At 69.1% G+C, this 11458-nt stretch carries 12 protein-coding genes; 8 read left to right on the forward strand and 4 right to left on the reverse strand.

The genetic code is table 11. The annotated features are described in order from the left end of the window. Positions 1-50: 50 nt before the first annotated feature. The 4 genes from ACFY3D_RS21900 to ACFY3D_RS21915 form a co-directional block, all read right to left on the reverse strand. On the reverse strand, positions 51-347 hold the full coding sequence (locus ACFY3D_RS21900) for a hypothetical protein (RefSeq protein WP_389981770.1): 297 nt from the start codon (positions 345-347) through the stop codon (positions 51-53). 646 nt (positions 348-993) lie between these two features. Beyond that, positions 994-1344, reverse strand: coding sequence for a hypothetical protein (locus tag ACFY3D_RS21905; RefSeq protein ID WP_389981772.1), 351 nt, complete (start codon positions 1342-1344; stop codon positions 994-996). A gap of 745 nt (positions 1345-2089) precedes the next feature. Next, positions 2090-2407 (reverse strand): hypothetical protein, encoded by a 318-nt coding sequence (locus tag ACFY3D_RS21910; RefSeq protein WP_389981774.1) that lies wholly within the window; start codon positions 2405-2407, stop codon positions 2090-2092. A 665-nt stretch (positions 2408-3072) separates the two neighbouring features. Beyond that, positions 3073-3405: a hypothetical protein gene (locus tag ACFY3D_RS21915; protein WP_389981776.1), complete on the reverse strand. Its 333-nt coding sequence runs from the start codon at positions 3403-3405 to the stop codon at positions 3073-3075. A gap of 448 nt (positions 3406-3853) precedes the next feature. Here ACFY3D_RS21915 and ACFY3D_RS21920 point away from each other — a divergent pair, with 448 nt between their 5' ends. The 8 genes from ACFY3D_RS21920 to ACFY3D_RS21955 all read left to right on the forward strand — a co-directional run bounded on the left by ACFY3D_RS21920 (position 3854) and on the right by ACFY3D_RS21955 (position 11457). Then, positions 3854-4762, forward strand: a complete 909-nt coding sequence (locus tag ACFY3D_RS21920) for an alpha/beta fold hydrolase (protein WP_389981778.1) — start codon at positions 3854-3856, stop codon at positions 4760-4762. Between the two features lie 77 nt (positions 4763-4839). Further along, complete coding sequence (gene moeZ, locus ACFY3D_RS21925) at positions 4840-6021, forward strand: adenylyltransferase/sulfurtransferase MoeZ (RefSeq protein ID WP_389981780.1); 1182 nt, start codon at positions 4840-4842, stop codon at positions 6019-6021. Positions 6022-6198: 177 nt separating this feature from the next. Beyond that, positions 6199-6933 carry a hypothetical protein gene (locus ACFY3D_RS21930; RefSeq protein ID WP_389981782.1) on the forward strand — a complete coding sequence of 245 codons (735 nt, stop codon included), beginning with the start codon at positions 6199-6201 and terminating at the stop codon, positions 6931-6933. Next, a complete protein-coding gene (locus ACFY3D_RS21935) occupies positions 6927-8318 on the forward strand; it encodes a S8 family serine peptidase (protein ID WP_389981784.1) in 1392 nt (463 codons plus the stop codon). Before ACFY3D_RS21930 ends, ACFY3D_RS21935 begins: the two co-directional genes overlap by 7 nt. 96 nt (positions 8319-8414) lie before the next feature. After that, entirely contained in the window at positions 8415-9383 is a 969-nt protein-coding gene (locus tag ACFY3D_RS21940; protein WP_389981786.1) for a hypothetical protein, read from the forward strand. Further along, positions 9377-10672: a S8 family serine peptidase gene (locus tag ACFY3D_RS21945; RefSeq protein WP_389981788.1), complete on the forward strand. Its 1296-nt coding sequence runs from the start codon at positions 9377-9379 to the stop codon at positions 10670-10672. Before ACFY3D_RS21940 ends, ACFY3D_RS21945 begins: the two co-directional genes overlap by 7 nt. Positions 10673-10810: 138 nt before the next feature. After that, on the forward strand, positions 10811-11161 hold the full coding sequence (locus ACFY3D_RS21950) for a hypothetical protein (RefSeq protein ID WP_389981790.1): 351 nt from the start codon (positions 10811-10813) through the stop codon (positions 11159-11161). Next, positions 11149-11457 (forward strand): MGMT family protein, encoded by a 309-nt coding sequence (locus ACFY3D_RS21955; protein WP_350947865.1) that lies wholly within the window; start codon positions 11149-11151, stop codon positions 11455-11457. Before ACFY3D_RS21950 ends, ACFY3D_RS21955 begins: the two co-directional genes overlap by 13 nt. Position 11458: the final 1 nt, after the last annotated feature.

Here is an 11458-nt window from a genome sequence, read left to right on the forward strand (position 1 = left end):
CGTGTCAAGCTCCTGGCGTCTGGGGCCATCCTACGCGTGGGTAACCCGGGTCAGCGATAGTCGTCCTCGTCGAGCTCGACGGTGCGTCGCTGCTCGAAGGCGTCCGCCGGATCGGCCTCCAGGGGGACGGAGTCGGGCCACCGCGGCTCTTCCTCGCGCGTCGCGCGGCTCTGCTCGGCGGCGTCGGCGGGATCCACCTCCAGCGGGAGGTCGGTGGGAGTCTCCGAGCCGTTCTCGCGCACCGGCCTGTGCTGCTCGGCGGCGTCGGCCGCGGGCGTCTCGACGGAGAGCTCCTCGGGAAGGTCGTCGGCCGTTTCCCCGTGTGATCTGTCGTCCCACGCGTTCATTTTCAGACATCCCCTGTCGTCATCCGGGCTTCGGCAAGCTCCCTCTCCTCGCCCGGTTCCGGTAAACGTCGGACATCGCCCAGCGTACGACCTCGGGTGCCGCGCGCAGAGAAAGACGCGGCATCGGGCCGCTCATGGCGTCATCCATGGCGTCGACGGGGCTTGGCGAACGTGTGCGCGACATCCGGGCCGGGGTGAGGTGTCGGCGGAGAGGGCCGCGCTCGGTCGTTCGAGAGAGTGCCGTGCCGGCTGAGACGTGAGGGAGGGCCGTGGCCTTCGGGGATACAGGGGGCAGGGGATGTGAGGGGACGAGGAGTAAGGGGCGCGGAGGCGGTGCGGAGGGCCATGTGGTGGGCTTCGGATAACACGTCGGACAACGCAGGACGGGGGCCCCGCGGCCGGAAAACCGCGGAGCCCCCGCCTGTGTTTCGTGAGAAATGAGAATTCGCACTGTGTTGAGAGTCGAAATCCCGAGGATGTCATCCCCGGCTTTCTATGCTCACCGTCCGGACCGGCGTTCCCGAGTGGGCGAACGCGACCCTGGTGAACATGGGATTCCTACTTCTCGGTAACGGTTTCCGAGCCGCTGTGAAACGCGGTTCCAGCCGTTGTCGGCCTCGTGTTCCGCCCCCGTGTCAAGCGGGGATCAGGACGCGGCGACCGGAGGCGCCGTGGGCTCCGGGTAAGGCCTGTGCTCGTGCTCGTGCTCGTGCTCCTTGAGAGGCACGAGGCGGTCGGAGCGGGTCTTGTTGTGCAGCCGGTTCCGGTTGCAGCTGTCGTTGTTGAGCGTCAGACGGAAGCGGTGGTGAGTGCGACGGAACTCACGGTCACGACGGCAGCAGCCGCCGCCGCCCCAGGTCGTGAAGGTGCCGGCGGTGACCGCGGTGGTCATCGCGTTGGCGCTGGTGACGGTGGTCGCCGCACCCATGGCGACGACTCCGCCGGCCAGTGCCGTGCTGATCGCGAGCCCTGCGAGAACACTCTTGAACTCGGGCATTGCGTTTCCCCCTTGAAAGGATCGATTTACCAATTTTTGGCATTTACCGTGCGAGTCGGGAATTGCCAGAGATGGTTAGAGATAGCCGGTGATGAGCCATCCCTGCTTGTCATGGTTTCCTCACATGTCTGATGACAAACGAAGATCGAAGGCTTTTACCCTACTCTTAGCTATTTATCGTCGATGTTGGATGCTTATTGGTCGCTTTAAAGCGAAATGTATTTAATGTCGGATTTGTTCTTCGGGGAGGAAAGAGGGCCGGATGTCGCCGAGAGGGGGACGGTGCGGTTCGCGCCCGCCGAGAGTGTCGTGCGGCCTCGGCTTCCGGCGTCTCGATCGCGCGTTTCCCGGAGGGGACGGTTCTTCCCGTGGCGATCCGCCGATGGTCCGAACGGACGCCGGTGCCGCGGGGGGCGGCCGGGTGGAGGGGAGAGGCGGTATGCCGTGAATAGGCATGAACGACGAAGGCCCCGCGGTGTGGAAACCGCGGGGCCTCGCTGTCACTTCGTGAGATGAGAATTCGCACTGTGGTGAGGATCAGGCACCCGCGGATCTCTCCTCGGGGTCCCACTGTCGTCGTTCGGCCGGTTCCCCTGGGTGAGGAGCACGGTCGCGGCGAGCGCGGGGTCCTGTCTCTCCGTTGTCACGGCCTGGAAACCGCGGGAAATCGTGGATCCCGCCGTGAGTGATTTTGTTCTCCGAACGTGCCGCGCCCCGGTCGGGGGATGCGGCCTCGCTCCGAGGACTAACCGACGGCGCCCGTGCCGATCAGCGGCACGATGCGGTCGTTGCGGTTGTCGTTGAACAGCTCGTTGTCGTTGTTGTTGTGGTTGTTGATGATCAGCCTGAAGCGCTTGCGGCTGTGGTGACGGCGCCAGTGGCCGCCACCGCAGCAGCAGCGACGCTCGCAGCCGCCGCCGCAGGTCGGGAAGGCGGCGGCGGTGACCGTGGTGGTCATCGCGTTGGCGCTCATGACAGTGGTCGCCGCGCCCATGGTGACGATCCCGCCGGCCAGCGCGGTGCTGATCGCGAGCCCTGCCATGACACTCTTGAACTTGGGCATTGCGTTTCCCCCTTGTAAGGACTAAGTATCCCCGTTTTTGACTTTTCCCGTATAAGCCGGAAATTGTCAGGGATGGCCGGTGATGAGCCATCCCTGGTTGTCATAGTTTCCTCGCATGTCTGCTGACAAACGGAGATCGAAGGCTTTTGCGATCCTCTTAGCTATTTATCGTCGATGTTGGATGCTTATTGGTCGCTTTGAAATGAAATGCATTTAATGTCCGATTTGTTCTTTGGGGGGCGAGGTGAGGGGGCGGGACGCCGTCGAGGGGCGGGCCTTTGCCGCTTCATGCGCGGGCGCCGAGATGGCGGGAGGAGTTCACGGTTCGGGGGAGATGCCGGGCGCCGGCGGGAAAGGCGGAGGGCGGGAGGTCGCGGAGGACGCGCGAAGGCCCCGCGGTCCGGAAACCGCGGGGCCTCGCCGTTACTTCGTGAGATGAGAACTCGCACTGTGGTGAGAGTCAGGTGCCTGTAGATCTCTCCTCAGGTTTCCGCTGTCGTCGTTTGACCCGTTCCCCTGGATGAGGAGCACGGTCGCGGCGAGCGCGGGATCCTGTCTCTCCGTCACGGTCGCGAGGCCGCGGAAAATCGCGGACCGGGCCGTGAGTGATCCTGTCCTCCGATGGTGCCGCGCCCCTGTGTGGTACGCGATCCCGGGCCGGTGACTTACTCGTCGTCGTCGTCACCGAAGGCCAGAGGCCGGAGGAGACCGTTGCGGTTCTCGTTGCGCAGCTCGTTGTGGTTGTTGTTGTGGTTGTTGATGATCACCTTGATGCGGTGGTGGCTGCGACGGTGGTGGCGCCAGCCGCCACCACAGCAGCGGCCGCAGCCGCGACGCCAGCCGCAGCCGCCGCCACAGGTCGGGAAGGCGGCGGCGGTGATCGTGGTGGTCATCGCACCGGCGCTCGTGGCGGTGGTCGCCGCCCCCAAACCGACGACTCCGCCGGTCAGCGCCGTGCTGATCGCGACTCCTGCGAGGACACTCTTGTACTTGGGCATGCGTTTCCCCCTTGAAAGGATCGATTACCCCGATTTCTGACATTTTCCACATAAATCGGAATTGTCAAAGGTGGCTGACTGTGAGCCATCCCTGCTTGTCGTGATTTCCGCCCATGTGGGGCTAGAAACAGGAATCGAAGGGCTTTGCGCTGCTCTTATCTATTTATGACATGTGTTGGACTCTTATTAGTAGTTTTGAAATGAAATGTCTCTAATGTCGCCTTTGTTCTTTGATGGTGAGGCGTGGAGAGGGGGTCGGGTCGTCGACGTGCCCCTCGACGGTCGCGGTGCGGATGGAACGCCGTCGAATTAATGATGATAAATCGTGCAATAAAAGACATCTGGTGAAAAATGCGTTATGCGTCTTTCGTGGTAACCGGAGGCTGTCTCCCGGCATCTCGGGGGCCGAACTATCGTGGAAGGGCAGTGGGACGACAGGAGGCGAGTGGTGAACAACCCGATCCCCATCTGGCCGGGTGAGATGATCGATCTCGGCGAACAGCGGGTCCACGTGCGGTCGACACCCCGTGGGCCCTCCGAGACCGCCGTCTACGTGCACGGTCTCGCAGGCTCGGCGACCAACTGGACCGACCTGATGGACGAGCTGTCCGAGACGGTGACAGGCCACGCCCTCGACCTGCCCGGCGCCGGATACTCGCCCGCGCCGCCGGGCGCCGACTACTCCGTCGACGCCCACGCCCGGACCGTCGCGGCCCTGATCGAGCGGCTCTCCAACGCTCCCGTACACCTGTTCGGAAACTCCCTGGGTGGTGCCGTCTCGGTGCGGGTCGCGGCCACCCGCCCCGACCTGGTCCGGTCGCTCACCCTGATCTCGCCGGCCCTGCCCGACCTTCTGCCCAGGTACGCTCCGGCTCGGGTCGCGCTGTCCACCGTGCCCCGCATCGGCGAGTGGGCCGCGAGCAGGCTCACCCTCTTGCCCGCCGAGCGCAGGCTCGGCGCGACGCTCGCCCTGTGTTACGCCGACACCGGGCGGATCCACCCTGATCGGCTCAGGGAGGCGGCCGAGGAGCTGCGCCGCAGGGACGGCCTCCCGTACGCGGTGGAGGCGATGATCAACTCGGCCCGGGGCATCGTCGCCGAGTACTTCAGGCGCGGGGAGACGAACCTGTGGCGGCAGGCGGCCCAGGTGAGCGCGCCCACGCTGGTCGTCCACGGCCGCCACGACCGCCTCGTCAACCCCCGCATGGCCGCCCGTGCGGTCCGGACGTTCCCGCGCGTGCGGCTGGTGCTGCTGCCCGACGCCGGGCACGTGGCCCAGATGGAGTTCCCCGAGCGGGTGGCCCGGGAGGCGAGGCTCCTCATCGCCGAGACGCGTCTCACACCGGTTGGGGAATGACGGGGGCACCGGGTTAGGTTGTGAGTGGAGCGTGCTGCGCCAGCCGCATCAAGGACCCCTGAAACGGGAGCAGAACTGTGTCGTTGCCACCGCTGGTAGAGCCGGCAGCCGAGCTGACCGTCGACGAGGTGCGCCGTTACTCGCGCCACCTGATCATCCCGGACGTGGGCATGGCCGGGCAGAAGCGTCTGAAGAACGCCAAGGTGCTCTGCGTGGGCGCCGGAGGCCTGGGTTCTCCGGCGCTGCTCTATCTCGCGGCGGCGGGAGTGGGCACGCTCGGCGTCATCGACTTCGACGTGGTCGATGAGTCCAACCTGCAGCGGCAGGTCATCCACGGCCAGGCCGACGTCGGCCGCCCCAAGGCGGAGAGCGCCGCCGACAGCGTCAGGGAGATCAACCCGCTGGTCAACGTGGTCGTCCACAACGAGGTGCTCACCACGGACAACGTGATGGAGATCTTCGCCGCCTACGACCTCATCGTGGACGGCACCGACAACTTCGCCACCCGTTACATGGTCAACGACGCGGCCGTTCTCCTCGGCAAGCCGTACGTCTGGGGTTCGATCTACCGCTTCGACGGCCAGGCCAGCGTCTTCTGGGCCGAGCACGGCCCCTGCTACCGCTGCCTCTACCCCGAGCCCCCGCCGCCCGGCATGGTCCCCTCGTGCGCCGAGGGCGGCGTGCTCGGCGTGCTGTGCGCGTCGATCGGCTCCATCCAGGTCAACGAGGCGATCAAGCTCCTCGCGGGCATCGGGGAGCCGCTGGTCGGCCGTCTGATGATCTACGACGCCCTGGAGATGAACTACCGCTCGGTCAAGGTCCGCAAGGACCCCGAGTGCGTGCTCTGCGGCAAGAACCCGACGGTCACCCAGCTCCTCGACGACTACGAGGCGTTCTGCGGCGCGGTCTCCGAGGAGGCGCAGGAGGCCGCCTCCGGCTCCACGATCACCGCCGCCGAGCTCAAGTCCTGGCAGGACCAGGGCGAGAGCATCTACGTGATCGACGTCCGCGAGCCGAACGAGTACGAGATCGTGTCCATCCCCGGCGCCGTGCTCATCCCCAAGGGAGAGTTCCTCAACGGCTCCGCGCTGGAGCGGCTCCCGCAGGACAAGAAGATCGTCCTGCACTGCAAGTCCGGTGCCCGCTCCGCCGAGGTCCTCGCGGTCGTCAAGAGCGCCGGCTTCTCCGACGCCGTCCACGTGGGCGGCGGCGTGCTCAGCTGGATCAAGACGGTCGACCCGAGCCTGCCCACCTACTGAGGCCCCGTGTCCGGTATGTCCGGCGTCCCGTGGAGCACGCGCTCCGCGGGGCGCTCGCCGTTCAGGCGGTCCGCAGTGGTTCCAGTGGTTCCGTCGGGGTCACCAAGTGCTCTCCACACTGACGGATCTGGACGGAACGGCGGATGACACCCGCCTCGCCGCATTAAGGTCGGGGGCGTGCATGAAGTCCCACGTCAGCGGCGGCGTTCATGGCCGACGCTGGTCGTGGCCTCGGCCCTCACGATGTTCTGCGCGATCGTGGCCGGGGTGGCGAGCAGTGCCGCGGCGACGGAGCTCACCCGGGGGCCGACCCAGGCGGAGCTCGACCGGGCCGCCCTCGACGAGGTGGCCAGGCGCTGGCAGGCATGGCCGGCCGGGCGCGTCTTTCCCGAGACCGTCACCTACGCCCCCGAGCAGGGCGGCGAGGAGAAGGCCCGCCGGGTGGGCATCTCGCCGGAGACCCGCTGTGACAGGGCGGTCGACGCCCCGCTGCGCAAGGTGCTGCGACGGACCGGTTGCCTGGGCATCCTGCGGGCCACCTACATCGACGCGCTCCAGGGGATCGTCGTCACCGTCGGCGTCGCGGCCTTCGCGGACGAGATCGGCGCCACCACGGCGAGGACGGCACTGCCCAAGAGTGGCAGGCCCTCGCCGGGGTTGAGGGCGCTCGCCTTCCCCGGCACCGTCACCGACAGGTTCGTCTCCGCGGGGCGCCAGGCGGGCCTCGCCCGGCAGGCGGGCCCGTACCTGGTGATGGCCACCGTCGGGCAGACCGACGGCCGACCGGCGAGGGCGGTCGGCGAGCAGCGGCCGACCCTGTTCGCGTTCACCGGGGACATCGCCGACCGCATTCTCGCCAAGCTGTCCATGCCCGCCCACCCCGACTGCGCCTCCACGGAATGGCGATGCTGACCACGCCGAGGCGTCCGCCCGCCGCCGGGCCGTCCGTGGGGGTGCCTCCGGTGCTCACCGTGCTGGTGGCGCTGAGACTTCTGGTGTCACCGAGGGCACCGAGGGCGCTGAGAGCGCTGAGAAGCGCGGTGACGCGGGCGACGCCGGTGGTGCTGGCGGCCCTGGCGGTGCCGGTGGTCCTGGTTCCGGCACCGGTCGCGCGGGCCGACGACGTCAGGGACAGCCAGCGGGAGGTGCTGCGAACCCTTGACCTGCCCGCGGCCTGGCAGATCTCCGAGGGCAGGGGGGTGATCGTGGCCGTCCTCGACTCGGGGGTGGACCGCGACCACCGGGATCTCGCCGGCTCGGTGATCGAGGGCAAGGACTTCACGACCGGGGCCAACCCTCCGGGGGTGGAACCCCTGAGGCTGCACGGCACGTACATGGCGTCGCTGATCGCCGGACACGGGCACGGTCCCGGCGGCGGCGACGGGGTGATCGGCGTCGCGCCACGCGCGAAGGTGCTCTCCGTACGGGTCATCCTGGAGGACGAGGAGCCCGGTTTCCGGGAGTTCAACACCGCCGAGCGCTACGAGAACGTGGTGGCGAGGGGCATCAGGCACGCGGTGGACCGCGGCGCCGACGTGATCAACATGTCGATCTCCAAGGAGCTGGCGACCAGGGAGGAGCGGTCGGCGATCCGGTACGCGATCTCCAAGGGGGTCGTGCTCGTCGCGGCGGCGGGCAACGAGGGCGCGGAGAAGCCGGACGCGAGAGGTCACGCCCCCTACTCCTACCCGGCGGCCTTCCCCGGGGTGGTCTCGGTCGCCGCGACGGACCGCGGGCTGCGCCGGGCCTCGTTCTCCAACCGGAACCCCTCGGTCCTGGTGGCCGCGCCGGGGGTGGACATCCTCGGCGCCGGGCCGGGGGACGAGTACTGGGTCGGCCGGGGCACCTCGCAGGCGACCGCCCTGGTGTCGGGCGTCGCCGCCCTCATCAAGGCCAAATATCCAGATATGTCGCCCGCGCTGGTCGTGCAGGCGATCACCGCGGGAGCCACCCGGCGGCCCACCGGCGGCTACGACACCGATACGGGCTTCGGCGTCGTCAACGCCACCCGGGCACTCGCCGCCGCCGCCAGGATCTCCCGGCACACCCTCACCGCCGAGGGGGCCGGGGGCGCCGGCGGGCACGACCCCGCCCGCCCGCTGGGCAGGGCGGTCGAGCCCGTGCGGATCGTCCACCGCGACCGGGACCGGATCACCCTGTACGGCGGGGTGGCCGTGGCCGCCGGGCTCGGTGCGGTCGTCTCCCTGATCGTGCTCGCCGTGTGCATCGGCCGTACGCGCTCGTCGGAGATCGTCGAGGAACCCGTGCGGGACCCGTTCACGGCCCCCTGGCCGTGAGCCTCCGGCCTGACCGTGGACGTCCGGGCGGGAGAGCGCCGCGAAAATACACTCCACCGATAGGGCGGAGAGGTCCTTCGACGTAGCATCGGAAGTATGTCGCAGCAAGGGCGGTCCCGGGAGCCGGAGCGGCCCCTGGGGACTCCCGCCCCCCGCGCGCGCGGCGGCTGGCCGCCGTCCGGTTCACGGGTGGGTGGCACCGGCGGCGCCGGAGGCGGCCGGGGTCGGCGAGCGCCCGCGCCCGGTGCGTCCGCCCGGCGGGCCCGGGTGCGGTCCTGGCCCGCGGCGGGCCGCGACCGCGAGGCGGTCAGGCGGGCCGAGCTGGCGACCCTGGAGCAGGGCATCCACTTCCGTACGATCTTCCTGATCCTGGTGGGCACGATCCTCGCCATCGCCGCCACCAACGTGCTGACCGGCACGGTCGGGCTGGTGCGCGAGACGAGCTCACGCCCGCTGACCGCCGCCGAGCAGGCCCGCTACATCCAGGACGACATCGCCAGGCGCTGGTACACCTGGACCGCCGACCTGGTCTTCCCCGTCGAGTTGCAGTACATCGGCCTCGGCAGGGTCCAGCAGTACGCTCGCAGGGTCGGTCTCGCCCCCGAGGTGGCCTGCGCGGCGGGAACGGACGCGCCGGTGGGATCGGTGCTCTCCGAATACGGCTGCCGCACCCTGCTGCGGGCCACCTACGTCGACCAGACGTCCTCGTTCGTCTTCACCGTGGGCATCGCCGTGCTCGACAACGAGGAGCGGAGGCTCGCCGCGGCCGCGCAGCTGGGCGTGGACGACCGGGTGGGGGTGCGTCCCGTGGCCTTCCCCGGCACGGCGACCGAGCTCTTCGGGGCCGCGCAACGCCAGCGCAACGCCTGGGTGGGCGTCGGCCCCTACATCGTCTTCTCCACCGCCGGTTACACCGACGGGCGCACCCGGGCTGCGGTCGCCCCCGAGGAGATCCTGCACAGCGAGCTGTGGCCCGCGGCCCAGGCGGTCGCCGGGCGCATCGCCCGTGCCCTTGGCGACGAGCCGAGCGCCGTGCCCCAGTGCACCCAGGGGAACGTGTGCTGAGGCGGCGCCGGTTCTGGGCGGCGGGAGTGCTGGCCGCGCTCTGCGTGGCGGGTCCGGCGCTCGCCGGGCCGGTGTCGGCCGCCTCGCCGGTGTCGGCACCGTCTGTTTCCGTACAGCCCGGGGGGGCTGCGGACGTCCGAGAGGACCAGCGCTGGGTGCTGGAGATGCTCAACGCCGGGGAGGCGTGGAAGGTCACCAGGGGCGCGGGCGTCATCGTGGCCCTGGTCGACAGCGGGGTGGACGACCAGGTCGCCGAGCTGCGGGGGCGGGTGATCTCCGGGCCGGACATGGGGCCGGTCCAATTCGACAGGGACGCACCGGACGCCGGGCGGCACGGCACCGCGATGGCCTCGCTCATCGCCGGGGCGGGGAAGGGGGAGGAGGGCCTGCTCGGCGTCGCGCCCGAGGCGAGCATCCTCTCGCTGCCGCTGATCGTCGAGGAGCGGCCGGAGGACGGCTCCTCCGCGCCGCCCGAGGACCTGCGCTCGCGCGCAGACAGCCCTCTCGCCCGCGCGATCCGCTACGCCGCCGACCACGGGGCCAAGGTCGTGAGCATGTCGCTGGGCGCCTACGGGCCGCACAGGAGCGAGCGGGAGGCGGTCTCCTACGCGCTGTCCAGGGGGGTGGTGCTCGTCGCGGCCGTGGGCAACGACGGGGATTCCCAGTACGCCATGGACAAGGCCACCTCCTTCTGGAACTTCCCCGCCGGATACTCCGGGGTGATCGGGGTGGGCGCGGTGGACGATCTGGGCAGGCCGGCGACGTTCAGCAGTGACAACCTCTCGGTCCTGGTCTCGGCGCCGGGCGTCAACGTTCCGGTGGTCGTTCCCGGTGGGGAGTACGGGTCTTCTGAGGGGACCAGTTCGGCGACCGCGCTGGTGGCAGGCGTCGCCGCCCTAATAAAAGCAAAATATCCGGATATATCGCCGCAAATGGTGTCGCAGGCCCTCACCTCCACGGCCACGTCCCGACCCCGTAACGGCTACGACGACCACGTCGGGTTCGGCGTCGTCGACGCCGCGGCCGCCCTGGAGGCGGCGGGCCGCCTCGTGGCCGGCGCGAAGGAGGTTCCGGTTCCCGAGGGCAAGCACTTCGGTGACGGCACCCTGCCCACCGAGCCCAGCAGGCCGGGTCCGGAGCCCGTGCGCCTCTGGCTGTACGGCACGGGCCTCGTGGCCGGCCTGCTCGCGTTCGCGGGGGCCGTGGTGATGCTCAACCGGCACTCCGGCAGGGAAGGGCAGGCGATGGCGGCCCCCGAGCCGATCCGGCGCGGGAGATCGCGGAGGTAACCGTGTTCGACGCCGATTCGACTGCGATTCGAACGCGTTTTGGACACCGTTCGGATGCGGCAGCCCAGATGTCGGGATTCATACCCGGAATACCTGGAAGGTTCGATAGTCTCGCGCCTTATGGGGTACGAGTTGCGCGTGGAGCGCCCTGCGCCTCTCGCCTTCGCGGAACTCGCGACTGTGCTGGGGCAGGCGGGGTTCGAATTCAGAGGTTCACAGGAGTCGGGAGAGATCCTGGCCCGTCACAATGGCGCGATCCATGCCATAGCGGTATGGGACGGTCGGCTTTCTGGTACGCCCGGATCCGACTGGCAGGTGGCCCAGCTGGCGCGGGTGTCCGCCCTCCTGGGGGCGCGGCTCGTCGGTGAGGACGGCGAGTCCTACGCGATCCGCGGTGGTCTGGTGGAGCAGTTGAACGGCTCCGCGGCCTACGAGTTCGGCAAGCTCGACGAGATCCTCTCCGCCGGACCGACCGTATGGAGCCAGTAGGCCACCCCACCCCGTACGCCGAGCGGGTGCTCGACCTGGTCGAGCGCATCCCGCCGGGGATGGTGATGTCCTACGGCGACATCGCCGAGTATCTCGGCGAGGGAGGTCCGCGCCAGGTCGGCAGGGTGATGTCCACGTGGGGCGGGGGCGTGCCCTGGTGGCGCGTCGTGCACGCCGACGGCACCCCGCCGCCCGGTCACGAGCAGCGGTGCCTGGTGAGCTGGCGCGAGGAGCGGACCCCGCTGAGGGGTACGCGCGCCGACATGCGGGCGGCCAGATGGGACGGGAAACCGTAGA

Origin of the sequence: Streptosporangium sp. NPDC000509 (assembly GCF_042898365.1) — a bacterium.
Classification (GTDB): Bacteria; Actinomycetota; Actinomycetes; order Streptosporangiales; family Streptosporangiaceae; genus Streptosporangium.

Bases quoted from the DNA above. Each gene is read 5' to 3' on its own strand.
- ACFY3D_RS21900 (WP_389981770.1), bottom strand. From the start codon at position 347: ATGAACGCGTGGGACGACAGATCACACGGGGAAACGGCCGACGACCTT.
- ACFY3D_RS21905 (WP_389981772.1), bottom strand. From the start codon at position 1,344: ATGCCCGAGTTCAAGAGTGTTCTCGCAGGGCTCGCGATCAGCACGGCA.
- ACFY3D_RS21910 (WP_389981774.1), bottom strand. From the start codon at position 2,407: ATGCCCAAGTTCAAGAGTGTCATGGCAGGGCTCGCGATCAGCACCGCG.
- ACFY3D_RS21915 (WP_389981776.1), bottom strand. From the start codon at position 3,405: ATGCCCAAGTACAAGAGTGTCCTCGCAGGAGTCGCGATCAGCACGGCG.
- ACFY3D_RS21935 (WP_389981784.1), top strand. From the start codon at position 6,927: ATGCTGACCACGCCGAGGCGTCCGCCCGCCGCCGGGCCGTCCGTGGGG.
- ACFY3D_RS21940 (WP_389981786.1), top strand. From the start codon at position 8,415: ATGTCGCAGCAAGGGCGGTCCCGGGAGCCGGAGCGGCCCCTGGGGACT.
- ACFY3D_RS21955 (WP_350947865.1), top strand. From the start codon at position 11,149: ATGGAGCCAGTAGGCCACCCCACCCCGTACGCCGAGCGGGTGCTCGAC.